A 26297-nucleotide genomic window follows, 5' to 3' on the forward strand; every position below is an offset into this window, starting at 1 on the left:
ATTTAAAAGGGCTGCCTTTTCAGACAGCCCTTGATCTTTTATTCCTCTGTTTCTTCTTTACGCTTTTTACCTTTTAATAGGGCAGCTGTTCCGGCTGTAGCTGTCATAAGCATTGCCCACAGTCCGGCTGAAGTTGTATCCCCAGTCTGTACACTACGGTTTGAATCATCCTTTTTGCCGGATGGTTTGTTTTTATCATTGACCGTATAAGTCTTTACTATCGTTCCGGTATAATTGCCTTTAAATGTGATGGTAACAGTCACTTTGTTTCCATCCTGTATCTTTGTTACATCATAATCCGTCCCGTGTACCAGAACCTTGTCGCCATCTTTGATTAACAAATCATCCAACTTCGTATCCGCAGTAATTTCCGGTACTTTTATCTGGCTATTTTTTTGAACACTCTTCGGTTCTATTACAAATGAAACAGCTTCACTTTCTGCACTCTCGTAATTATCCGTGCCGTCCACAACCGCTTTCACATACCATGTTCCGGCAGCAGTTGGAACGGTATCTGTGTATGTCCCATCCAATCTGTCACTGTACAGGAAGCGTGGCTGTCCGAAACGGAATCCTGCACTGGCAGCAGAAGGTGTGCCGCCATATGTCCAGCCAGCCAGTGATAACGGTACTGATTGTTCATTCACTGCTTTTGCTACAGTTACTGTGACTTTGATATCTGTTACTGTCTTATAATTGCTGTCAGCTGGCGTATAGGTCAGTGCAAATTCATTTGTTCCTGCATTGCCTACGTTTAATTTCTGATCCGTCCATGTAAATCCTGCCGGAAGTGTAATATCCTTAAGGCTTTGTCCATAGACTGCCTGTAAATCCGTTGGAACAGCGTAGTCAGGCTCTGCCTGTAAAATGTTAAATTCCACAATAGTATCAAGCCCGGTATACTCGGTTGTTGCTGCTACACTTGCTTTCATATACCATGTTCCCACTGTTTCGGGTATCTCTGCCGAATATATTCCGGTTCTGGAATCACTGTAGGTAAAGACAACATCCCCATACACTGCATCACCAGTTGGTAAGCTGGCTGTTTCATTATATGTCCAGCCAACGATGGACGGTTCTGTCATCCAGCTATTCGATGCCGTTGATACAGTGACTGGCAACATACATTCTACATAGTGACCGTTACTGTCATAGCCTGCAACACCAGTATAATCATAATTCTTATCATCGACTGTGAAACGGGCAGGATAACCCGTGCCAGAAACAGTCAGCTTCTGTGTCCCATCTGTCCATGTCCAGCCATCCGGCAGTACAACATTTGCTAAGTCCTCTTTATATTCGCCGCTTAGATTGTCTGGCAGAGTGATGGCCGGTGCGGCCGCTTTTGCAATCACAAATCCTACAGCACTGCTTTCCATACCCTTGAAATTATCTGTTTCTGCCACAGTGGCTTTTACATACCATGTACCGGCATCCGTTGGTACTGTTCTTGTATATGTGCCATCTTCTTTATCACTATAAGTATATGATGCGGAACCAGATTCAGCCACAGCAATCGGCGTATTTGCAGTCTGTCCATATGTCCAGCCTGTAATTGCAAGCCCACTTGTCCAGCTGTTTTCTGCCTTAGAAATGATAAATTTTTTCGCTTTTGAGCTTGCTTCGTTGTAATTACCATCAGCCGCTACGGCTGCTGTTACTCGGTATATTCCGGCATTTGTTGGTGCACTTGCAATGCTCTCCCAATCGACAGCATTCTTTTTCCACTCCCACGTATAGGTAACAGCACCTGTACTACCTGTCTTTTCAACTGCTGGCTTATTGTCCACAGCACTTCCGTCATAGTCCTTATCTAAAATGTCAATAACAGAAATCGTACTGTCGGCTTTGGAAATGGTAAACTCTTTTGCTATTGAGCTTGCTTTCTTGTAATTATCATCTGCCGCTACAGTTGCCGTTACACGGTATGTTCCGGCATCCGTTGGTGCTGCTGCGATGCTTTCCCAATCGGTAGCGTTCTTTTTCTTCTCCCAAGAATAGGTAATTGCGCCTGTACTTCCTACTTTGCTAACAGTTGGTGTGCTGTTGACAGCATTTCCATCATAGTCCTTATCTAAATTTGCAGTAATAGAGATGGCGCTGTCTGCCTTGGAAATGATAAATTCTTTCGCTTTTGAGCTTGCTTTCTTGTAATTATCATCTGCCGCTACAGTTGCTGTTACACGGTATATTCCGGCATCCGTTGGTGCTGCTGCGATGCCTTCCCATTCCGCAGCATTCTTTTTCTCCTCCCAAATATAAGAAACAGCGCCTGCACTACCTGTCTTTTCAACTATTGGCGCATTGTCCACAGCGCTTCCATCATAATCCTTATCTAAACTTTCTGTAATGGATATAGTGCTGTCTGCCTTAGAAATAGTAAATTCTTTTGCTTTTGAGCTTGCTTTCTTGTAATTGCCATCAGCCGCTACGGTTGCTGTTACTCGGTACATTCCGGCATCCGTTGGTGCTGTTGCGATATTTTCCCAATCGGCAGCGTTCTTCTTCTCCCAAGTGTAGGTTACTGCACCTGTACTTCCTGACTTTTCAACTGTTGGCGTATTATTCACAGCACTTCCGTCATAGTCCTTATCTAAACTTGCAGTAATAGAAATTGAGCTGTCTGCCTCGGAAATGGTGAATTCTTTCGCTATTGAACTCGCTTTATTGTAATTGCCATCAGCTGCTACGGCTGCTGTTACTCGGTATGTTCCGGCATCTGTTGGTGCTGTTACAATGCTTTCCCATTCTGTAGCATTCTTTTTCTTCTCCCATGTGTAGGTTACTGCTCCTGTACTTCCTACTTTACTGACAGTTGGTGTACTATTGACAGCCTTTCCATCATAGTTCTTATTTAAATTTGCAGAAATAGAGATAGAGCTATCAGCCTTGGCGATGATAAATTCTTTTGCTATTGAACTTGCTTTATTGTAATTATCATCGGCCGCTATGGTTGCTGTTACACGATATGTTCCGGCATTCGTTGGTGCAGATACAATACCTTCCCATTCCTCAGTGTTCTTTTTCTTCTCCCATGTGTAGGTTACTGCGCCTGTACTTCCTACTTTACTAACAGTTGGTGCACTATTGACAGCCTTTCCATCATAGTTCTTATTTAAATTTGCAGAAATAGAGATAGAGCTATCAGCCTTGGCGATGATAAATTCTTTCGCTTTTGAGCTTGCTTTATTGTAATTATCATCAGCCGCTACGGATGCTGTTACCCGGTACGTTCCAGCATCCGTTGGTGCTGTTGCGATACTTTCCCAATTTGCAGCATTTTTCTTCTCCCAAGCATAGGTAATTGTGCCTCTACTTCCTGTTTTGCTAACTGCCGGTGTGCTGTTGACAGCATTTCCATCATAATTCTTATCTAAATCTGCAGTAACAGAGATCTCGCTGTCTGCCTTAGAAATAGTAAATACTTTCGCTTCTGAGCTTGCTTTCTTATAATTATCATCAGCCGCCACAGTTGCTGTTACCCGGTATGTTCCGGCATCCGTTGGTGCAGATGCAATGCTTTCCCAATCGTCATCGTTCTTTTTCTTCTCCCAAGTATAAGTGACAGCACCTGTACTGCCTGTCTTGCTTACAGTCGGTGTGCTACTGACAGAATTTGTATCATAGGTCTTATCCAAAATTTCCGTAACAGTAATGCTACTTTCTTCTTTTAGCCCAGTAAGGTTTATTTTTACTGTCAAAGTCTTATCAATACCATTCGCCGTACCACAGTTATATACATAGAAAATCGGTGTTCCTGATGTATAGTTACTGACAACACCAGTTGATGAATCATAATCTGCACCACTTGTGATGGAAACCTTGCTTTTATCAATGCCGGCAATTTTATCTTCGATGTTAAATGTGTCCTCTGTGACTTCAAAAGACACTATTGTGTCCGTTGGCATATCTAAAATTGTTAATCCCGCATTTGTCCCCAGACTCAGGTAGGCAAGAGGAGTCTCTAAACAGTTCAAGGACATTAAATTGGTATTGCTGCTAACATCCAGACTGGCAATGCTAGTCTGGCCGCATAGGAGACTTTTTAAAGCAAAAGCTCCTTTTACATTTAAAGTTTTTAATTTATTATTTCCGTTACACCACAAGGTTTCTAAGTTTGCATTGCTGCTTAAATTAAGACTGGCAATACTGGTCTGACTGCAAAGCAATGTTTTTAAATTAGTATTACTGCTAACATCCAGACTGGTGATACCAGTACTGTGGCAACTCAAACTTTTTAAAGCAGAAGCTCCATTTACATTTAAGGTTTCCAGATTTGTATTACTGAAGCACTCCAAGGTTTCTAAATTAATATTGTTGCTAACATCCAGACTGACAATACCAGTACTGTAGCAACGCAAGCTTTTTAAAGCAGAAGCTCCATTTACATTTAAAGTTTTTAGGTTTGTATTGTTGTCGCAGTACAAGGTTATTAAATTGGCGTTGTTACTGACATCCAGACTGGTGATCTTGGTACTGTAGCACATCAATTCCTGTAAGGCGGAAGTTCCATCTACATTTAAAGTTTTCAAGTTTGCATTGTTGATGCAATATAAGATTGTTAAATTGGCATTGCTGCTGACATCCAGACTGGTGATCTTGGTCTTTTGGCAGCTCAATGTTTGTAAAGAGGAAGTTCCATTTACATTTAAAGTTTTCAAGTTTGCATTGTTGCCACAATACAAATATGTTAAACTGGTATTACTACTGACATCCAGGCTGGCAATGCTAGTGTTCTCACAATACAAGGATTTCAAATTGAAAAAGTTCGCAATACCAGTCAAATTGGTAATGTTTACATTACTAGAAACCATGATAGTCCTTATATCTGCTATCTCTGCTGCTGATAACGTATCGTTACTATCTTTGTCAAAGTTCTCTTTTAAATATTCTCTAAATGCTGCATCCGGAAAATTTGCTTCGTCAATTGCTATGTCATTGTCAATCACTTCAACATCCAACCTTACACTTAAGGTTATTGGATTACCATCCTTATCTATTCCACAATCATATGTATATTGGATTGGCGTGCCAGCGCTATATCCACTCACATAACCATTCCCGTTATCATAAGTAGCGCCACTAATAATATTAACCTTACTTGGATCAATACCCGAAAATGTTTTTGTTATATCGAACGTATCTTTGGTAACTTCTAAAGATATAACTGCTGATGGATCAGGTAATCTATATGCACGTAATGCATTGCCTTCTCCAGTATTAAGGTAAGCTAGAGGTGTGTCATCACATACTAACATATCTAAAGAAGTATTCTCGCTAACATCCAGACTTGAAATTCCTGTGCTTTCGCAAGATAACGATTCTAAAGCATATGCCCCCGTAACATTCAAGGAGATTAAAGTGGAAACTAATCCACAATCCAACCCTGTTAAAGCAGTGTTATTGCTGACGTCCAAACTTTGAATTTTTGTGGCCGCACAAGCTAATGATTCTAATGCAATATTGCTGCTCACATCCAAACTGCTAATTTCAGTGCCGTTACAATTCAACGTTTTTAACGCAGTATTCCTGCTTATATCTAGACTAGAAATTCCTGTATGTGCGCAAGACAAGGTTGTTAAATTGGGAAACTTCTCAATACCAGTTAAACTGGAAATGTCTGCATTATCAGAAACACCGATACTTGCTACATTTGCTATCTCTGTAGCTGATAACGTATCATTACCGTCAGGATTAATTGTTGTATCCTCTTTTAAATATTTTCTAAATGCTGCATCCGGGAAATTTTCTGCATTGATTTCCACATCACCTATAGCATATGGTACAGGAACCGCCCTTTTCAATAATGAACTTTCTATTATTGGTGGTTCCACTGGTATTTCTCCCTGTAGTTCTGCTCTTTCTTCTTCCGGCAGTTCCACCGCGACAGAAAGCCGGACTTCCACATAATGTCCCTCTGCGTGATACCCCTCTACCACCGCATAATCATAGGTTTCATCATCAACTGTTACATATGCCGGATATTCCGTCACATCTGCCGACAGGATTGTGCTTTCATCTGCCCATGTCCAATTCTCGGGCAGTGCGATTTCCTTTAGCGGCGTACCTTCCGTTGCCTGCAGGTTCTCCGGCAGTGCGATGGCCGGGGCAGTTTCTTTCCCTGTTTCCTTCTTCCCGTTTACGTTATCCTGTGCAATGCCCTGCGTTACAGGTGGTTCATTTTCCTGTGCCCTGACAGTAATAGGGTTTACCACAGTGGAAACGCTTAACACGGCTGCTATTGCGACTGCCGCTGTCTGTTTCTTTTTGTTATTCATGTGTTATTTTGTCCCTCTCTTTCCGTTACGTGTGCCTTTGGCACAATCATCCTTTTACTCTGCGATATCAGTTGGACGAATAAGCGATATCATACACTCTCATATTAAAATAAAAAAGCAGAAACAGCCCATCAATCGCATAGAATGTAGCTATTTCTGCACAGAATGTATCATGTTATGCAAACTATTATCGTTTCCTTTGAAAAATACGGGATGGTAATCAACACAGATAACTTCTCACCTAAAAACCCGATAATCCCTGTTTTTAACAACTTTTTTACAAGGACTATCGGGTTTTAAAATTTTATAAATACTGTTCACTTCCTCCAAAGGTTCACTGTAACGGCACTGGCGTCCCCCTGAACGCATTTACCTTCTGATCCAGAACAACCTGCGCCTCGCTCCCCGAATCCAGGACTGTATTCTGTACAGATTCCTTCTCTATCAATACTGCCGTCACATCAAGCGCCGCTAATTCCTCCGTAGTCAGCAGTGCCCCCACCTGCGCAGAGAAGCAGGAACCGTCCCCCGCAGACTGAGCCTTTGTGGCTTCAGTTGTTGCGACAATATGGTTGTTCGAAATGTAATTTCCCCTTCCCGCAGCAACACGGATGATGACGGGCTTTGCCCCTGACGGCTTAATATACTGCTTACCAATGGTCTCTGATATATGATTGCCGATGATTGAATTATGGTCACCGCTGATATACAAAAGACCATACAGGTCATCGATCCCGTTGTCCAGCGCCTGCATCGGGGCCCAGGGCTCATGGTCACGCAGGAAATGGTTGGATGAGACCAGATTTTCCGTGCAGTTCCCCTCGAATACAAGCATTCCCGGATAGAACGAGTGGAATCTGTTGCCTGTGACAGACGAACGGGCAACACCGTCAAAATGAACGCTGCTTGTCCCACGTGGGAAAATATTATTCGCCGTCACCAGAAGGCCGCCAAAATTCTGGGCATAGATGGAATAGCCTTTATACCCGGCCCCCATCAGGTTATCGGTTATCTTCGATGCCTGTCCTGCTCCCCGCAGTTCTATGCAGCTGCCGCATTCCGCTATGAAATTATCATGTATAGACAGTGCATCTGCATGGTATATCGTAATTCCATGCTCTAAATACACAAATCCCATCCCTGTAATCCTGAAAGAATCCTGGGCACTGGCAATATAAATCCCTGTCTTCCCGTTCGTGTATGTATTTTCCGGGTCTGCTTTTCCAAGACCATCGTCCACAAAATGCAGACCGTCAATACAAAAGTTCTCAAATTCCACAGAGCTGATACGCGGGTCGCCGCCGCGTTCCACATAAAATGCCGCTCCCGACGATTCATTTCCGCCTGCTTCCGGGGAGAGGTCAACCAGTATCCGGCTTCCTCCCGGCCACAATTCGTGCAGGTCCGCCCATTCATGCTCCGGAATATTGAAACGGATACTGGAAGATATAAAGCCATGTCCTGATCCCATAATCTTCAGATAGCTGATATCTATCACAACCTGTGTGCGGAGGTGGTAGTCCCCGGCCGGGATATAGATCGCGGCGCCCGGCTTTCCCCCTCCGTGAAAATCCGTTTCCGTCTGCCTGCTTTTTATATCTGCAATAATGCTGTTGATTACTTCGCCGATATCCTCATACGGATTTCCCACATTCCACTCTGTTACATCATAATAATTTTTACTGGCCATTCACAATTCCTCCTGATTACACACTGTTCCACCGTCTATCTGAAGCACTCCTTCATCCCATAGGATTCATACCCGCTGATCACGGCACTGCCCCCATATGCACGGATTTTCAATTGATTCTGCCGGTCCCCCGCGAATACATTGCTGGAATGATTGTTCTGGTACCGGTCTGTAAAGATTTCAAGGGAGCTCTGGTCTGAAAAAATATGGATATCCAGTTCACTCTTCCCTTTCAGGAACATGGTGCTTCTCGATACGCCCCGGCTCCATCCGTCTGCCTCATTCCGGTCCACGCTTAATTCTGAGTTTTTAAAGTCAAACCGGCATACAGTCTTCTTTCCCTCACCGCACCGTATGATTAATTCTACCTTATCGGCATCCGTTTTCTCAAGATCTATCTTCATCTTCAGTTCAAAAGAAACCCCGTCCCCGGCTTTCAGCTCTTTTTCTTCCTCTGTAACTACAAAACTGTCCTGATATTCAGGGTTCTCCCTTAACATTTCCGTCTCCGCAACCGGCACGAACTGCAGTGTCCCATCTTCCATCACGCGCACTTCCCGCGGAAGATTGAAAAAACCGCACCAGCCTTCCTTATACGTCGGGCCCCAGTCCTTCCACAGCGGCATCCACTCCCATTCATTGGACCAGCCGACCATAATCCGCCTTCCATCCGGTGCCAGAAAGGACTGCGGCGCGTAAAAATCAAAGCCCCAGTCAATCTCGCCATTGACATGGTAGTCGAACTTCCCGGTCTCATAGTCGAAGTCACCGACCAGATACACCGCGGTATGCTCTCCTGAACCCATCGGTGAAAATGTGAGGACATATTTATCACCTAATCTATAAAAGTCCGGGCATTCCCACATAAATCCCCATTCACCGCGGCTCTCGGCCAGCACATTGAAAAAGTCCCAGTGGAACATATCCTCCGACCGGTAGAGCAGCGCCAGTGCATTATTATCCCTGCTCGCGCCGCATACCATATAGTACATATCCCCGTGTTTCCACACCTTCGGGTCCCGGAAACGGTCTGTCGGAATGCCGTCCGGGGCAGTCAGTACCGGGTTTCCCTCGTATTTCTCGAAATGGATTCCGTCTTCACTGTATGCGATGCACTGTGTCTGCTCGAACCCGTCCCCTTCATTGGTAGTTCCCGTAAACATCAGGAACAGCCTGCCGTCATGCTCGATCGCACTGCCTGAAAAGCAGCCGCCCCGCAGATGATTGTCATACGGTTCACTCGGAGCCAGTGCAAGGGGCAGGTACTCCCAGTGCAGCATGTCATCACTAACCGCATGTCCCCAGTGCATACTGTCCCAGAATCCATTATATGGATTATACTGGTAAAAGAAGTGGTATTTCCCCTTATAATAAATCAGCCCGTTCGGATCATTCATCCATCCTGTCTGCGCCATAAAATGATAATGCTGACGCATTTTTCCGTTTTTTATCATCTCTTTCTTACTGTCTATCTCACGCTGAGCCTTTTCTATATTCTGTTGCATCAATTCTCTGGACATAAGACTCCTCCATTGTTTCTACCCCTTAACGGCCCCGGCAGTCATGCCCTGTACAATATACTTCTGAGCCGCAAGAGAAATAATCATTACCGGGAAACTAAATAAAAACGCTCCTGCACACATTGGCCCCAGATCCAGGTTGTATGCTGACAAAAATCCGGCCAGTCCGACTGTAAACGTCTTTGCGTTCGTACTGGTCAGCAGCAGAGCTACAAGGAAATCGTTCCATGCAAGGAACAGTGTAAATATAAACGCCGTTGCCAGTCCCGGCTTGCAGATCGGCAGAATAACCTTCCTGAATGTCTGCAGACTGCTCGCCCCGTCTACAAAAGCCGCCTCATCCAGCGTTGTCGGGATTCCCTCATAAAAACTGAGCATCGTCCACATAACAAACGGCATGTTGATCGCCGCGTACACGATAATCAGTGCAATTTTTGTATCGTATAATCCCAGATTGCAGATCAGTTCATAAATCGGCACTACGATACTGGATGTAGGGATCATTTTAAGGCATAAAACCAAAACCACCAGAATGATAGACAGTTTTGCACCTGAACGCTGGATCGCATACGCCGCAAGGGAACCCAGAATCAGCGCAATAACTGTGCTAATCAGGGAAACACTCAGACTGTTGAATAAAAACTTCAGTGCGTCCATTCGATTGAGCAGTTCCGAAAAACTTTCTATTGAAAAAACTTTCGGGAAAAATCTGGGTGGAACTGCGATGACCTCTGCTCCCGGTTTAAAGGAGCAGCAAATTACATATATGTACGGGAAAAGCCAGAACACGGTGAGAATCACAGACAGAGTAATCCCCAGCTTTTTTCCGATTTCGCCTTTTTTCTTCACTTTTTTCGCCTCCTATCAGACCACTAGCTGCTCTTTTTCTTCGGATTCCAAAGGCTCTGCATGAATACGAGTGTAAATATTACCAGTACGGCAATGAATACGACTGCCATTGCACTTGCATAGCCAATATCGTTATATCGTGTCAGTGTCTTATAGATAATAATACTGATCGTTTCCGAAGAACTGTTAGGACCGCCCTCGGTCATCGCCCATATAATGTCAAAGGTTCTGGCGGCGTCAATAATTCTCACAGACAATGCCGTCAGCAAAACCGGTTTGATAACCGGAAGCTTAATGGCAAACACCTGTTGGACCATATTTGCCCCGTCTATCTTTGCAGCCTCCAGCATACTGGAATCCAGTCCCTGAAGCCCGGCCAGTATCATCAACATCATAAATGGTGTGGTGAGCCAGATATCCGCAATACAGCACGCAATCAGCGACCATCTTTCGTCTGCGAGCCAGAGAATATCCGTGCTGCTGGATAAAATTCCAACCCTTGTCAGGAGTTCATTCACAATTCCAAAACTGGAACTCATCATCAGTTTCCATGTAAGACCTGCAACCAATGGTGCTATCATAAGAGGAGCCATCATAAACGAACGTATAATCTTGCTTCCTTTATAATCTAATTCAAAAAATAATGCGAACAACAAACCCATAACCGTCTCAATTCCTACGGCAATTACGATATAAAGTAATGTATTTTTTAACTGTTTTAAAAAACCACCGGCTGTAAATGCATGGATGTAATTCTCAAGACCGATAAAGGTCTTATCACCTGTAATCCCAATCTTAAAGAAACTGTCGATTACCATTGTAATGATCGGATATATCAGAAACGCACCCATAAATACCGCACCCGGCAGAAAGAATAATAATAAGGTTTTTCTTGAAATCAATCTCATTTTCACTACCGCCTTTTTAAACAGAGGGCGCTGCGGGCGTTATCCCAAACGCCATGTAACACCCTCTGCTGAACATTTCACCTGTTTGAACGTGCTCTTTTCACTGTCTTCCTTACTATCTGCCGATTGCTTCAATCTCTGTCTTAGCCGACTCCAGTGTTTCTTTCACATCAGCACCGCCAAGGCTGGACTCTACAACACCTGTCAGAACTTCTTCAATCTGGGACCATGTCGTTACCATAGGCCTTGCCTGTGACTGTCCTGCTTCCAGTGTCTCAAGAACTGCGGTTGTATGCTCATTACCTGCTGTTTTTCCGGCTTCCTCATATACAGATGTTCTTCCGGCGATCTTTAAAGTAAGATTCATATAATCTGCATTGTGATCATACATAAATTCCACATATTTTTTAGCCATCTCTTTATTTTCAGAGTTCTTCATTACGCATTCGTACCAAGGGCCTGTTGTTGCCCCGACTCCGGCACTTCCACCGATCATCGGCGCACAGCCTACTTTATCTGCCCCGAGAGCTTCTACTGCCGCCGGATACTGGTGGCTCCAGTTCAACTGCATGGCTACCTTCTCGTTCGTGAAGAGTTCCTGAGATTCCGTCGCCGCTGTTGACAGTGAATCTGCCGGTGTGTAATCGGCATTCGCATTCTCAACCATGAAGTTCAGTGCGTCCACATAAGCCTGATCTGTAATGTTTACATTGCCGTCTTTATCAAACACGAGCCCCTCCGCCCCTGCCTGGCATGCAAAATCAAGAAATGAACATACTGCATCAGAACCGCTGCCGAAAACTGTTGTTCCAAACATATCATCTGTCTTCAGTTCTTTTGCAAGTGCCTGATACTCTTCCCATGTCTTAGGAACCTTTTCTTCCGGAATCAGGTCTTTTCTGTAAATCAGCACTTTGGCGTTCACCCACATCGGATATCCAAGCAGTTTCCCGTCAATCGTTCCGCTCTCCTGCAGTGTCGGAAGGAAATCACTTGTATCTGCATCCGTTACTTCCTCAATTGCCTCTGAAAATGCCGCCAGCCATACAAAATCCATGCATGCTACATCATGTGCGGCCTGCTTTGCCTTAATCTCCGTGGAAAGCTTGTCATACATGCCTGTATAGGCAACCGCATCCACAACCACTTTACATCCGGTCTCCTCTTCAAAGGATGCCGCCGTCTCATTCGCCAGCGCCTCCGCGGGTGAACCACTTTCTACAAGGACCGTAATACTGTTCGCATCCCCCTTAGACTCCTTTTTGTCTCCGCCTGATCCACATCCTGCAGCCATTGTTCCTGCCATTACTGCCACAAGCATGATACTGAGAATTTTCTTCTTCATCTTTCTCCTCCTTTTACTTTACACATGAGTCAATTTCTATATAATGACCATTTATATGGTTCATCATATTCTTCTTACACCCATAATGTGGAACCCGTTCCATATTATGTAAAAAATATTGTCTTCTTTCGTTTTCTGACTATGGAACCCGTTCCATGTTTATGAAAAAAAATAAGACAACTGCTTTCTATAAATCTATTATATGCCAAACTTTTCATAAGTCAATACTATTTTTTACTTTACGAAATTTTAAGAACTAATATCCAAAAATAGACTATCAGTTTTGTGCATTTTTAACATTTATACTATCGTTGTCTTTCCTTTACGCAATTCGACCTTGAGACTCACCTGCTTGTTTTTATAGACTTTTCCATTTACAAGACTGCACACAAGTTTCACAGACTCCTTTGCAAGGTCTTCAATAGGCTGAACTATCGCTGTCAGTGCAGGCTCTACCATCTCTGTAATAAACGTGCCGTCATATGCCACAAACTTCACGTCTTCCGGAACTCTCTTATGTCTTCTGATCACTTCATTCATGCATTCAATGACAGGCCTGTCCACGCCAAAAACGCCGTCGAACTCGATTCCTCTAGCGAATACGTCTTCCACGACTTTCTTATAATACTCTGAATCCAGACGGTTCCTGCCCAGCTCATAGTTATAAGTCTGTATGTTATTTTCCTTCATAATACGTGTAAATTCAAAATGCCGCTCATGATACGGAGATTCCACCGTTACTTTTCCACAGAAATGAAGTACATGCTTACAGCCGTTCCTAATCAGCGTCTCAGCCGCCAGCCTTCCGCCTTCCTTATGATTCACCGCAATAACAGGAATATCTTCACCTAAATATCTGTCCAGTGCAACAATCGGTTTATGGATTTTCCGGTACTCTTCCACTGCAAGGGAATGTGCCCCCGTAATAACGCCGTCAACGATATGGCGGTTCAGCATATCCAGATATTCCATCTCGGCATTGAATTCCTTCTCCGTCGTACAGAGCATCATCTTATAACCGGCTTTATAAAGTTCATATTCCACGTGGTCAACAAATCCTGCAAAGAACGTATTGGAGACATTCGGCACAAGAACTGCGATGATACCTGTCCTTTTATGGTACAGGTTCCTGGCAAGTTCGTTCGGCGTATAATCCAATTCTTTCATTGCTGCTTCGATTCTGCTCCGGGTCCCCTCTGACACATAACCACTGTCGTTGAGCATTCTTGACACCGTACCAAGTCCCACATTCGCCCTCTTTGCAACATCTCTCATACTCGCCATATATCTCACCTGCTTCTTTTCTCTCTTACTTACATTTTAGTTGCTTTTAGGTAAAAGTCAATCAGAAAACGTACGCCACTTTTAAAATTGTAAAAAGATTATGGAAAACAGTACATCAGGTAAGTCACTATCCGTTTGAAATCCTTATACAATATTAATATCATCAGCAAAAACATTATCCCTTTTTTACAGGGAAGCTTATATGATAATCCTAATTCAAATAAATCTATATAAGGAGACTATATCATGAAAAAATTAATATTTAAAGGTGTGGGTACTGCCCTTATTACCCCTATGAATAACGACTTTTCAATCAATTTTTCTGCTTTCGACGATCTGTTAGACATGCAGATCCGTGAAAATGCAGATGCCGTCATCATTGCCGGAACAACCGGAGAGGGTTCTACACTGACCGATGACGAACACATAGAGCTCGTACAACATGCAGTCAGGCATGTAAAAGGACGAATCCCCGTGATCGCAGGAGCCGGCAACAACAACACCGCCCATGCAGTCTATCTGTCAAAGGAATGTGAAAAAGCGGGTGCAGATGCACTGCTCCATGTTACACCATATTATAACAAGGCTTCCCAGCAGGGATTATTTCTTCATTTCTCGGCATGTGCAGAAGCAGTAGAGCTTCCTATTATTCTCTATAACGTTCCGTCCCGCACCGGCGTAAATATTTATCCGATGACTTTCAAACGGCTCAGTGAAATTGAGAATATCGCGGCAGTGAAAGAAGCAAGCGGCAATTTTTCCCAAATTGCAAAGATCGCGGCGTTGTGCAAGGATGACCTCGCTATTTATTCCGGAAACGATGACCAGATAACCTCTGCACTGGCCCTTGGAGCAAAAGGTGTGATCTCCGTCCTCTCCAACATTGTTCCGTCAGAGGTGCACACCATCTGCTCCTCATACTTTGAAGGAAATACCAGTGAAAGTGACAGCCTGCAGCTGAAATATCTGGAACTGATTGAAGCTTTGTTTTTAGATATCAATCCAATCCCTGTCAAACAGGCTATGCGCGCATTAGGCTATCAGGCCGGCCCCTGCAGGCTCCCCCTTTGTGATATGTACCCGGCGATGGCTGAGAAACTATATTCCACACTGCAGAAATATGGCCTGCTGAGCTCCGGGAAACGTATGAATTCCGTTACTATACATACTCCAGAAAATTCGGGTTACATTTTAAAACATAATCAATAAGCAGTAGAAACAGGAGGTGCCTTATGAAAACTGCATATATTCTATTCAGCAAACAACTGCCGGAAAACCGTAAAGCGGTTCTGGATTTAATCAAACATTTCTGCCGTGAACATTGTTTAACATACAAAGTCTGTCCGGTTCCTGACTACAGTAGAATTACCATTGACGGATATGATTATAAGATCAGTCTGCTTGAAATCAACGATGCATCCGAACCCACATACTGGATGATATACTGTTCGCTTATAAATAAAACCTGTCACCTGAAACACCACACGGCGGCATAAAAAATATACTTTCATTCAAATTTTACAGCGACGAAAAGCCGGATGGGGGCTCTACCTTAATCTTTACGAGATGGCGCGTGGATCTGGACAGAGTATCCATATAATTCATATTTTTATATCGTCTGATCTGACTTTCCGTAACTCCCATCTCCTGTGCAACCTGGCCGGGGGCTGCATGATACGCAAACATGGCATAAGCACAGGAATTGCGAAGTGCCTCGGCACTGTAGGAAGGAGTTCCCGCAATCCCTGTGTATTTCTTCATCATGCGGCTAATATACATGGTATTCAGTTTATTACCACGGCTGTTGTAAAACAGGAATTCACGATCCTGCCGTAAACTTAAATATTTTTCTAATATTAAATAAACATCTTCTGAAACAAATACAGGACGCATTCGTTCTGGTATATTCAGATATACACCGTTGTCATATTCAGTGAAATCTTCCAGACGGATTTCTATGATCTCAGTTGATGACAGCCCCATGCGGTGAATCAGGGTAATGATACAGTAAGACATATAGTCATCCTCCGCCGCCTCTAATAACTTATCTATGTGCTCAATCGGAATGGATCTTGCATGTTTGCTTATCTTTTCAATTTCTTTCATATGCGGGTTAAAATAGTTCTGGTAAGCGGCAGGAACCTGATAATGTGACCTGTTTTCACATATAAATGATGCAAAAGAATTCAGTTCACGCATCTTTTTTGAAAGTGTGCCCGGCTGGATCTGGCCTTTATTTATCTTTTCTTTCATCGTTTTGTAGTAGTCTGATACATCTCTGTCTGTAAGACTAAGAAAATCCTTTTTATACAGATTCATAATCTCGCAGATATCCCCGTGGTAAGATGCCGCAGTCGTACTGTTTTTAAAATGCGCCGTGAAATCCGGCCAGATTAGCTGTTTTATCTGCTCCGATGCATAGATACTGTTCATGTTAGCCTCCCCCTCCCTTGTATGTAGTCCGCGAAGCGGAAAGAGTTGATTGTGTTATAAGTATATTCATACTATAACATATTGAAAAGAGCTTTGTAAAGAGATATTCTGCATTATCTCTTTACAAAACTCCATTGGCAAAAATCTGGTTTTAAACCGTTTTATTTAATAAATCCTACCTGTTTGCATATCTCTTCAATGGCCTTATCTTTCCTCTCATTAAAGATTACCTTATTCTCCTCAAACAGATTGCGACCTTCTGTATCAATGGATATGATCAGCGGCCCAAATTCTTTTACACGGCAGTGCCACAATGTCTCCGGCATTCCAAGATCACGCCACTGGGCATCTATGATCTCTTCCACTTCAGTTGCCGCTACTACTGCATTTCCCGCCGGGAAGACGCAGTGGACTGCCTTATAGTTTTTGCATGCATATTCCGTGTTCGGCCCCATACCGCCTTTTCCAATAATTACCTTCACACCTGTCTGTTCCACAAATTCTTTTTCAAACTTTTCCATACGCATGCTTGTAGTCGGTCCTACAGATACCATTTCAAATTTATCATCCTCTAAAGGGCGAATGATCGGGCCGGCATGGAAAATAGCGGCATCTCTTACATCAACCGGAAGCTCACGTCCGGCCTCAACAAGCCGTCTGTGTGCCACGTCACGGCAGGTTGTCATGCTTCCGTTCAAATAAATAATGTCTCCAATATGTATATCAGACAAGTCTTCAGCGGATATTGGTGTTGTCAGTATTTTCTTTCCATCCTTCATTTCCAGCATTATAAAGTCACCTCCGAATGAGTCGTAATTGTATAGTTAAGATCCTTATCAAAAATGATATGCCCCCGCCTGTGTGACCAGCATCCAACGTTGACCGCAACACCGATTGTAGATGGATGCCTTGCTGTATTCTCAATATGAACACCCATAACAGAATACTTTCCGCCCATGCCCTGTGGTCCGAGGCCGATTGAATTAATGCCGTCTTCCAGCAGCCGCTCCATAGATGCCGCGCGCTCATTTTCGTTATGGCTTCCAAGGGGCCTCATCAAAGCTTTCTTGGAAAGCAGGGCCGCCGTCTCAACGGAAGTCGCCACGCCAACACCCACAAGAAGTGGCGGGCAGGCATTCAATCCATAAGATGTCATTACGTCCATAACAAATTTTGTCACACCTTCATATCCGGCCCCCGGCATTAGAACCATAGCCTTTCCCGGGAGTGTACATCCACCGCCTGCCATATATGTATAGATTTCACACTGGTCACTGTCTGGTACAATATCCCAGAATACAGTCGGCGTACCCTTCCCGACATTCTTCCCCGTATTGTACTCGTCGAATGTTTCTACACTATTATGACGAAGGGGCGCCTCGACCGTGGCTCTTACAACAGCCTCTTTTAACAGCGCTTCCAATTCTCCGATCAGAGGGAATTTTGCACCACATTTTAACCAGAACTGGAGGACCCCTGTATCCTGACAGCTCGGTCTGTTTAACTCTTTTGCCAGTACCTGATTCCTTTTCATTGTCTCATAGATAACCTTAGAAAGCGGGCCATCCTCTTTCTCCGCAAGCTCATCCAGCTTAGCAATAATATCATCCGGCAGTACTTTTCCAATATAAGACACAAATCCAGCCATATAATTGGTAAGCTGCTCTACCTGTTCTTTCTTATCCATATCTTTACCTCCTTGTTTTTGTATTCTGTTTTCATATCACGATCTTTTCCCTTATGGGAAGAATGGAAACGCAATCGGGAGAATAACCATGCTTACAATTGTTGCAATAATAATTAACGGGAATCCCGCCTTTACATAATCCATAAATCTGTACCCGCCGACACCTACCACCATCGTATTAGCCGGCATACCGATTGGTGTTGCATATGCACAGGAACCGCCGATTACGCAAGCCATCAGTACCGCTCTGGGATCTGCTCCCATCCCTTGGGCAATCGAAAGACAAATAGGAACCATAAGCGCCGTAGTTGCCGTATTGGACATGAAATTTGTCAATAAACAGCAAAGCAGGAATACGGCTAAAGTCAATATGTATGGCGAAGGGTTATCTCCCAGTGCGCCGATTACTTTACCGGCAATCAGTCCCCCTGCCCCTGTTTCCTGCAGGGCCGCAGCCAGAGAAAGTGTTCCTCCGAATAAAAAGATTGTTTTTAGATCTATAGATTTTAATGCATCTTTTTCAGAAATAACACCTGTCAAAATCAATAACAAGGCTCCGATTCCACCGGAAATACAGAGTTTAATACCTATCTTGTCTTCAAAAATCATAGCCAGCAGTGTAAAAATCAAAATTACCAATGATAACCACTGTTTCCATGCCGGGACCTGGCTGAAATCTCTTTCTGTATCGTATGTCCCGTCATCCTTTACATCATTATTAGGAAGCAGCTTATAGCCAATGGTTGCATAGAATATAATTCCTACGATTAAAATGGGAAATCCAACAATGGCATATTCAAAAAATCCGAATTTCAGACCAATCTCCTGCAGTGCACTCTGCGCAATGAGATTTCCCGGTGCACCAATCAGTGAAAGATTACCTCCCATTGCCGCCGCAAATACCAGCGGCATCAGAAGCCGGGATCTTTTATACCCTGATTTCGCAGCAATTCCTATTACAACCGGAATCAGCACGGCAGCCGTACCTGTATTAGACAAGACACCGCTCATCAGGCCTACGATTACCATGATCGCAACTACAAGCATACGCTCAGTTTTGGCAAACCTCGTTACGATGCTGCCGATCTTGTTTGCCATGCCTGTCTCGAATAAAGCACCCCCGACAATGAACATTGCAACGAATAAGATGACATTGCTGTCAATAAATCCCGCAAAAGCAGTCTTAACATCCAGCACCCCTGTTACGACCAGTCCTATACAGACAATCATCGAAGTGACTCCAAGCGGAACCTTCTCAAACACAAACATGACTACCGCAAACAGGAGAAAGAGCAGGGTTATTATAGATGGACTCATTCTTTTTCCTCCATTCCTTTTTATAATTGTTTATTACAGACCAGATGATCTTAGTCTTTGGCAAAATCAAAAGTAACAAGACGGCCGATTCATTACGATTTGCTATGCCTTTATTATATCGGCTGTATTTTTATTTGTACATTTATGAAAACTGATACTACTATAAAAAAAATTTAACACAATTTGGAACTTTGAGTATTTTTACCAGAAATATGCTATAATGCAGATTAACAGAAGATGGTTTTTCAGTAAATTTGTTCAAAACGACTATCTAAAAAAAGAAAGGGAATGTCATGAAAATCATTCAGTTAGAATACTTTTGTGCCGTGAGCCGTTATCACAGCATTACACAGGCGGCCCAGAAACTCTATGTAACACAGCCGGCAATATCCAGTGCAATCCGTGAATTGGAAAAGGAATTCTCAATTAGTTTGTTTACCCGTACGAAAAATCACATGACCCTGACAAAAGAGGGCGAGGTCTTCTATCAAAAAGCAAGTGAACTGCTCAATACTATAAATCAGACATCATCCGAGCTCCTTGACCTTGGCAGGCAGGTTACTCCGATCCGGATTGGCATTCCGCCGCTCTTAAGTACAATATTCTTCCCGGACATGCTCATCGCATTCCAGAAAGAATATCCTGACATTCCAGTAGAACTGCTTGAATATGGTTCCATCCGTGCCGCCAGCCTTGTACAGGAAGATATACTGGACCTTGCGCTGGTCAATATGAATTTTTATGAAATAGATAAATTGAATTCCTATCAGATTCTTTCTGACCAGATTGTATTCTGCGTGTCTTTTGAACACCATCTGGCAAAGGAAAAGGAAGTATCCATCGGGATGGTAAAGGATGAACCACTCATCATGTATAACACAGACTCCGTGCAGAACACCACGTTAAACTCACTGTTCGAAAGCATTGGAGTAAAGCCGAATGTAATTCTGCAGGCAAGCCAGCTGTATACGATTCAGAATTTTATTAAAAACAATCTGGGAGGTGCCTTCCTCTACTCTTCCATTCTGAAAAATATGCCTGATCTGGCCAGTATCCCTGTCTCGCCGGCAATCAGACAGGAAATTGGGCTTGTATGGAAAAAGGGAAAATATATTAACAGCAGTGTAGAAAAATACATTTCATTTACCAGAAAATATGCGGCTGATATGAGATATGTCAAGTAAGTATTCTTTTATTAAATGAATAGTGCAACGGCGCAATATACAAGCAAAAGTGCCATTACCATATTAACGGCCTTTGTATGCCTCGAAAGAACCCTGCAGAAAGCAGAACCAAACAGTGCCCACACAAAGGACCCCGATGCTCCAATCAACGTCAGAATAACTGTAAATGCAATCATGGAACTAACAGAATGATACACAGGCAGAATATAAAGGGACATTGCGGTTATTGCATAGATGTAGATTTTAGGATTCGCAAACTGCAGTAACATACCGGAAAGGAAACCTGCCTCTCTTCCGGCACCTGCATCCAAATCCGCAGAACTCCTCCAGACTTTCCATGCCAGATACAGCATGTAAGCAGCTCCCGCTATCTGCATGAACATCTTTACTTTTGGCAGAAGTGAATAGAGCGCTGCACTGAAAGCGGTACAAACAGACATCACTACTGCAAATCCGGCCAGTATACCGATATTAAAACGGATGCTCCGCCTAAATCCCATCCGTATTGCATTACTCATGGAAAGCAGATTGTTTGCTCCCGGTGTGTAGGCTGTAATAAAGCAGTAAATCAAAAAATCATATAAATGAAACATATCTGACCTCTTTCTACATTACACTTTACAATGCGCCACAAAAAACAGTATAATGTTATAAAATGAATATTATATCGCACTTGTACGATATAATGATACATCTCGTACATTATATTGTCAATAGAAGGGAGTGTTTTTTTGGATTCAATGAATTTAATTGTTGCTAAAAATATTAAGAGACTGCGTGAAGAAAATAAATTAAGCATGGATGAACTCGCCAGACTAAGCGGGGTCAGCAAAAGTATGCTCGCACAAATCGAACGTGGTGACGGAAATCCGACTTTGTCCACACTATGGAAGATTTCAAATGGAATGAAAGTGCCATTTGACGCTTTAACCGTCCGGCCTGAAAGCCCGTACGAAATTGTAAAAACTGCAGAGATTCAACCAATACTTGAAGATAATGGGAATGTGAAAAACTACCCTCTTTTTCCGGACGATGAGAACCGCAGGTTTGCAGTTTACTATCTGGAACTGGATATGAATAGCTATTGGCAGTCGGAACCGCATTTAAAGGGAACCACTGAATTCATTACAATATTTACAGGGGAAATTGAAATTTTCGCTGACAGCGAAAGATTCGTAGTCGAAAAGGGTGAAAGCATCCGCTTTAAGGCCGATGTTGTCCACTCATATAAAAATACAGGAAAGGAAACAGCTGTTCTGCATATGATCCTTTATAACCCCTGACTATTTTGGAGATTACAAATGCATACCCCCAGTCTACGGTCTGCCCTTGTCAACTGGGGTATGCATTTGTATTACTGCGGATTCCCATTTACATCTGTAATCACATATCTGTTCCGCCCCTGCTTCTTAGCCTTGTACAAGGCATAATCAGCTGTCTTGTATAGGTTCTCGAAATCCGTGTCCCTCCCTATTGCCAGAGCTACCCCAATGCTTGCAGTGATATGGATTCCGTCAGTCTCTGTGCGCCTTTGCAGCACGTTCACCAGTTCCCCGGCGCGCTCTTTTGCCATCTCTGCCTTGGGAACCGGCATGAATGCAGTGAATTCATCGCCACCGATTCTTCCGACGATATCATTTTCCCGGAACTGGTTCTTAAGTGTATTGGAAAATTCTTTAAGTACCCGGTCCCCAGCCGCATGACCAAAATTGTCATTGACTTGTTTAAAGTAATCGATATCCAGTATGAAGAAAGCAAACATGCTCTCCGGCTGATCATTCAGTATCCGGCGGACATGCTCCTGCGCAGCTGCCTTATTATACAGCCCGGTAAGCGGATCCCTCTGCATCTGCTCCAGCATATACAATTCATGCTTTTTCTGTTCGTCAATATTCTGGCGGTACACCAGCATACGCACCGAATTATCTTCCTGCCACCGGAAAATCTGGGCCGTAATACGCATCCAGTAATAATGTTCACCATCTGTAGTAATCATGAAATCATACTGCAGGTTTTCAATCCCCTTCTCAAACGAATCCAGCACATGATTCGGGGAAAATGTCTGAATATAGCCTTCCCGGTACTCTTCCATGATCTGCTTTTCCGCAATGATGTAAAGAGCTTTTTCATAAGGTATATCAGGCGGGGCTCCCAGGCTTGCAAAATACTGGGCAGTAGCTTCACTGGCTGCCTGATTATGGGTAATATCAATTTCATAGATATTTTCATATAGCTGCTCGGTCGCCTGTTGAAACACTGCCTGATGCACTTTTTCAGCCCTGACAGTCAATTCTATGATCCTCTTGTTATAACGGCGTATCACGGAAGTAATCGTGACCAGCACAAGAACAATAATGACCGCCAGAATCAGTGTCTCCCGCAGAAGCTGTACCATCAGTTTCCTGCTTAAAGGTGTCGTATCATTGTCTATAATCAAAAACCATCCCAGATTCTCAATGAAACTGCTGACTACATAGCCGCTCCTGTTTTGGGAATGATACCACAGATTCTGTGTCTTTTCACGGCTTCCCAGAATTATGTCTTTCAGATCTGTAAAGGCACATCGCCCGAACAGGTTCGTTTTTCCTTCATATCTGGTATGGCTGCCGGAGATCTCTACATTGCCCTCTTCATCCACCAGATAAGCATTCACTCCAAAATCATTCTCATAACTTTTCAACAGGGACTGGAGGGAATCTACCCGGAATCCCACACCGACCACACCCATAACTGTTCCCCTGTCATCCATGATACGGCAGTTGATAAAGACAGTCACCTCATTCCCGGCCCCCTCAACCTGATCATTATCGATCTGTATGCCATAATCCGTATTCTGATCCAGAAAATCATAAAACCAGTTATTTTCCGGATCACCTTCCTCTAAAATACGGTCCAGGCCATTATAGTAATAGTAATTTTTCGTTTTAACCGAAGCCAGAAAGACCGAGTCATATTCATATTTATCCCTGTAAGCATTCAAGTAATCCCGCATTTTCCCAATGAATTCCTGTTCCTTAAGATGCTGCTCTTCCCCATCCAGAAACTCTTTCAACAGGCTGTCATTCGCCATAGTCATTGAGATATTGATCGGTTTTGTAAAAATGGAGTCTATCTGATGGTAAATGCCATCTGATGTCAGCATGGATACGTTCTCAATATCTTTTCTGAATATCCCCTGATTTGACTTGTAACTAATGGCAGATGTAATAATGAAACCAATAATAATGACGATACAGACCATTAAGTTAGTACGGAACAAAACATTTTTCTTCATAAAAGCCCTCCACCCCCCTCAATATTATAGTGATCTCTCTGCCCACCGGCTCTGCTTCTGCCGGTACATCTTCCTGTCAGCCTCCTGAACCAGTGCCTTCCAGTCAGAATGAGAAGCGCTTTCCGCCACGCCAAAACTAATGGACAAAGGAAATTCCTCTTCGCTCATCGCATGCAGTTTCTCATTGACATTCTCCATCCTCTCTTCCGCTGTCTTTGCTTCCATATTCCGGAAGAGTACCAAAAACTCATCCCCGCCATAGCGGAAGAGAAGGTCTTCCTTATCCCGGCAGGCACGGCAGAGCTGCCCCACTACAATATTAAGATACCGGTCCCCGGCAAGATGCCCGAACTGGTCGTTGACGTTCTTCAGGCCATCCAGATCCAGAAAACACAGCGTAAAACTTATGTTTTGTTCCATCATGGAGGCAATCGTCTCCTCTGCATACTGCCTGTTATACAGCCCAGTGAGCATGTCGCGGATCACTTCCTGCCTGAGAAGTTCCTCTTCTCTCTTTTTTTCTTCCAGTTCCTCAAGAATCCGCCGGTTCTCCTCCCTGTAATCACTCAGCTCACAGATCCTTCTCGTATACCAGATTGCAATGTAAAAGCCGGTCGCACAGAACAGGCTGGATTTAATGCTCCAGATCTTTAAAAGCAGGCTGTTATTCGGCGTCGAATACAACAAAAGATTCAGAAACAGATAAAAGAACAATCCGATCATCATCTCCATTAAAAACGTCTGGTGCTGTGGATAGCTTAAGATCAGATTCAAACGTTTCTGGAAAACAGGACGGCTGAAAACATGCAGAATGACCCCCGCAAGCAAAAAGCCCCAGAAGATCGGAATACTCTTTAAGTTACCAACACTGGAAATACGGTTATCAAAATTCTGCAGCGGCTGCTGTATCAGAATCGCAATGACGCTTCGGCAAAAAATATTGACCGCCAGACCGCAGATAATACCAAGGGACGTGACAAACAACGCATTTCTCCACTCGCCCCTGTTAAACATGGCCGTCTCAAATAACAGCAGTACCGCGAAGAAAAGCCAGTTAATCACCAAAGAAAATTCCAATACGCTGCAGACATAGAAAAAGCCATAATTGACCACAAAGCTTAATAAAACAAACCAGCCACTCATACAGGAGTTCTGTCCGAGTCCTTTTGCCAGCCTGAAATAACGCCCGTGAAAATATAAATAGGCTGTCGCCGTCAGCAGCAGTTTCAGCATACACGCTCCCCCTTCCTACCTTGTTCTCGTCTGTTTATCCTGATACATGGCCAAATCAGCCCTTCTGAAAACCATTTCTACACTGTCTCCATCCTCTTCAGCCTTTTCCGGAAAAGTTGCGATACCATAGCTGAACGAAAAAGGCGGCTCAAGGTCTCCCGCCAGATGTCTCCTGATCCCCTCCAGGCGCTGCATTGCCCTCTCAGGCATACAGCCCGGAAGAAGCACTGCAAATTCATCGCCGCCGATCCTGGCAAAAATATCTGTTGCTCTCAGGCAGGCACTGAATTCTCTGGCGAACCGGATCAGGTAAAGGTCCCCCGCATCGTGTCCCTCCTGATCATTTATCTGCTTAAGATGATCCATATCAATATAAACGACAGAAAATCGTTCCCGGTTTTTAAGCAGCCTCTCTGCCTGTTCCAGAATATACCGCCGGGAAAAGATGCCCGTCATTGGCTCCATAGCCGTTTTGTTCCTCAATTCGGATGCGCTGCGGTCCTGATGTTCAAGTTCCCTCTGTAAATGATAGTGCTCCTCTTCCAAATATTGAACACTCAGAATAGAGTAGAGATGGCGCAGGAAACCGACTAAATAAAATTCCAGAAGCAGCGTGCTTCCGACCAGAAATAAAGGCAGCAGCTTCCAGCTGTTCCCAGATAAGCAAAGTATACTGTCAATCATAAGTGAGAAATTGGCAAACCAGAGAAACGTCATAAAGGGTTTGATTTCTTCGCTGTCCGATCTGGTCTTTATGACTCCCAAAGGCGTTTTCAATCTGGGAACCAGACTGAACACAAGACTATCAACGGCCAGAGTAACCCCACATGTAGAAATCCGCCAAAACGGCTGCTGTAAAAGCTCCTTCATCGTCGCTTCCATAATCAGGGCAATTACACCAATCAGGATCAAATGAAGTGCCATTGTCATCAAATGAGTAAGGTTGACAATAAAGAACTCCATATTCCGCTTAATCCCCTTCTGGAACAGGCGGAATATCTTTCCTGCAAATACCAGACCATACAGGAGCGGTATCGGAAAGTTACAGATGCACCATAGTGTAAGCAGCAGCAGGACCGGAAGGGTCATCCATATTCTTTCAGTTACTCCGCCTTTTTGTGTATAACCAAGGGCCCGCATCGCCCTGTAACCCGTTATGCCATATAATAAAGAAAAAAGAACCGGTACAAACAGACCCCAGCTGAAATATATCAAACGATCCCCTCCTCTCCTGCAGATGTCTTTAAGACATCACTTTATTGGCTTGATGCCATGCATTGGAGTACACGGCACAG

19 protein-coding genes are annotated in these 26297 nt (G+C 43.7%); 4 read left to right on the forward strand and 15 right to left on the reverse strand.

Annotated elements, in window-relative coordinates:
• Nucleotides 1–38 precede the first annotated feature (38 nt).
• The 7 genes from DWX43_RS05935 to DWX43_RS05965 all read right to left on the reverse strand — a co-directional run bounded on the left by DWX43_RS05935 (nt 39) and on the right by DWX43_RS05965 (nt 13874).
• Nucleotides 39–6278, reverse strand: coding sequence for an MBG domain-containing protein (locus tag DWX43_RS05935; protein ID WP_118619505.1), 6240 nt, complete (start codon nt 6276–6278; stop codon nt 39–41).
• Nucleotides 6279–6612: 334 nt separating this feature from the next.
• Complete coding sequence (locus DWX43_RS05940) at nt 6613–7968, reverse strand: NosD domain-containing protein (RefSeq protein WP_118619507.1); 1356 nt, start codon at nt 7966–7968, stop codon at nt 6613–6615.
• A 35-nt stretch (nt 7969–8003) separates the two neighbouring features.
• Entirely contained in the window at nt 8004–9488 is a 1485-nt protein-coding gene (locus DWX43_RS05945) for a glycoside hydrolase family 32 protein (RefSeq protein WP_118619509.1), read from the reverse strand.
• An 18-nt stretch (nt 9489–9506) separates the two neighbouring features.
• Nucleotides 9507–10337, reverse strand: coding sequence for a carbohydrate ABC transporter permease (locus DWX43_RS05950; RefSeq protein ID WP_109731817.1), 831 nt, complete (start codon nt 10335–10337; stop codon nt 9507–9509).
• A 23-nt stretch (nt 10338–10360) separates the two neighbouring features.
• Nucleotides 10361–11245 carry a sugar ABC transporter permease gene (locus DWX43_RS05955; RefSeq protein ID WP_109731816.1) on the reverse strand — a complete coding sequence of 295 codons (885 nt, stop codon included), beginning with the start codon at nt 11243–11245 and terminating at the stop codon, nt 10361–10363.
• A gap of 115 nt (nt 11246–11360) precedes the next feature.
• Nucleotides 11361–12590 (reverse strand): sugar ABC transporter substrate-binding protein, encoded by a 1230-nt coding sequence (locus DWX43_RS05960; protein WP_118619511.1) that lies wholly within the window; start codon nt 12588–12590, stop codon nt 11361–11363.
• 300 nt (nt 12591–12890) lie between these two features.
• Nucleotides 12891–13874, reverse strand: coding sequence for a LacI family DNA-binding transcriptional regulator (locus tag DWX43_RS05965; RefSeq protein ID WP_118619513.1), 984 nt, complete (start codon nt 13872–13874; stop codon nt 12891–12893).
• A 246-nt stretch (nt 13875–14120) separates the two neighbouring features.
• Here DWX43_RS05965 and dapA point away from each other — a divergent pair, with 246 nt between their 5' ends.
• Together dapA and DWX43_RS05975 are read left to right on the forward strand one after the other, a co-directional pair.
• Nucleotides 14121–15083 carry a 4-hydroxy-tetrahydrodipicolinate synthase gene (dapA, locus tag DWX43_RS05970; protein ID WP_118619515.1) on the forward strand — a complete coding sequence of 321 codons (963 nt, stop codon included), beginning with the start codon at nt 14121–14123 and terminating at the stop codon, nt 15081–15083.
• A 23-nt stretch (nt 15084–15106) separates the two neighbouring features.
• Nucleotides 15107–15370 carry a hypothetical protein gene (locus DWX43_RS05975; protein WP_118619517.1) on the forward strand — a complete coding sequence of 88 codons (264 nt, stop codon included), beginning with the start codon at nt 15107–15109 and terminating at the stop codon, nt 15368–15370.
• A gap of 22 nt (nt 15371–15392) precedes the next feature.
• Here the strand turns inward: DWX43_RS05975 and DWX43_RS05980 are convergent, their stop codons facing one another.
• From DWX43_RS05980 to DWX43_RS05995, 4 genes are all read right to left on the reverse strand, one after another.
• Nucleotides 15393–16307, reverse strand: a complete 915-nt coding sequence (locus DWX43_RS05980; RefSeq protein ID WP_118619519.1) for a site-specific integrase — start codon at nt 16305–16307, stop codon at nt 15393–15395.
• 161 nt (nt 16308–16468) lie between these two features.
• Entirely contained in the window at nt 16469–17095 is a 627-nt protein-coding gene (gene ttdB / locus DWX43_RS05985) for a L(+)-tartrate dehydratase subunit beta (protein ID WP_118619521.1), read from the reverse strand.
• Entirely contained in the window at nt 17095–17994 is a 900-nt protein-coding gene (gene ttdA, locus DWX43_RS05990; protein WP_118619523.1) for a L(+)-tartrate dehydratase subunit alpha, read from the reverse strand. Before ttdA ends, ttdB begins: the two co-directional genes overlap by 1 nt.
• Nucleotides 17995–18045: 51 nt before the next feature.
• Nucleotides 18046–19311: an SLC13 family permease gene (locus DWX43_RS05995; RefSeq protein WP_118619525.1), complete on the reverse strand. Its 1266-nt coding sequence runs from the start codon at nt 19309–19311 to the stop codon at nt 18046–18048.
• Nucleotides 19312–19604: 293 nt separating this feature from the next.
• Here DWX43_RS05995 and DWX43_RS06000 point away from each other — a divergent pair, with 293 nt between their 5' ends.
• Nucleotides 19605–20495 carry a LysR family transcriptional regulator gene (locus DWX43_RS06000; protein WP_118619527.1) on the forward strand — a complete coding sequence of 297 codons (891 nt, stop codon included), beginning with the start codon at nt 19605–19607 and terminating at the stop codon, nt 20493–20495.
• 11 nt (nt 20496–20506) lie between these two features.
• Here the strand turns inward: DWX43_RS06000 and DWX43_RS06005 are convergent, their stop codons facing one another.
• The gene (locus tag DWX43_RS06005) at nt 20507–21088 is read right to left on the reverse strand and encodes a LysE family transporter (RefSeq protein ID WP_118619529.1); all 582 of its coding nucleotides are present in this window, start codon (nt 21086–21088) and stop codon (nt 20507–20509) included.
• A gap of 138 nt (nt 21089–21226) precedes the next feature.
• On the opposite strand from DWX43_RS06005, the gene DWX43_RS06010 reads away from it, so the two are divergent.
• Entirely contained in the window at nt 21227–21778 is a 552-nt protein-coding gene (locus DWX43_RS06010) for an XRE family transcriptional regulator (protein WP_118619531.1), read from the forward strand.
• A gap of 71 nt (nt 21779–21849) precedes the next feature.
• Here the strand turns inward: DWX43_RS06010 and DWX43_RS06015 are convergent, their stop codons facing one another.
• Genes DWX43_RS06015 through DWX43_RS06025 form a run of 3 tightly spaced genes read right to left on the reverse strand, consistent with a single transcriptional unit; the run spans nt 21850 to nt 26217 of the window.
• Nucleotides 21850–23769 (reverse strand): sensor domain-containing diguanylate cyclase, encoded by a 1920-nt coding sequence (locus DWX43_RS06015; RefSeq protein WP_118619533.1) that lies wholly within the window; start codon nt 23767–23769, stop codon nt 21850–21852.
• A 24-nt stretch (nt 23770–23793) separates the two neighbouring features.
• Nucleotides 23794–25002, reverse strand: a complete 1209-nt coding sequence (locus DWX43_RS06020; protein ID WP_243099262.1) for a GGDEF domain-containing protein — start codon at nt 25000–25002, stop codon at nt 23794–23796.
• Between the two features lie 15 nt (nt 25003–25017).
• Nucleotides 25018–26217 (reverse strand): GGDEF domain-containing protein, encoded by a 1200-nt coding sequence (locus DWX43_RS06025; protein ID WP_118619535.1) that lies wholly within the window; start codon nt 26215–26217, stop codon nt 25018–25020.
• Nucleotides 26218–26297 lie beyond the last annotated feature (80 nt).

The sequence above is a fragment of the Clostridium sp. AF19-22AC genome (assembly GCF_003479085.1).
GTDB classification, from domain to species: domain Bacteria; phylum Bacillota; class Clostridia; order Lachnospirales; family Lachnospiraceae; genus Faecalicatena_A; species Faecalicatena_A orotica.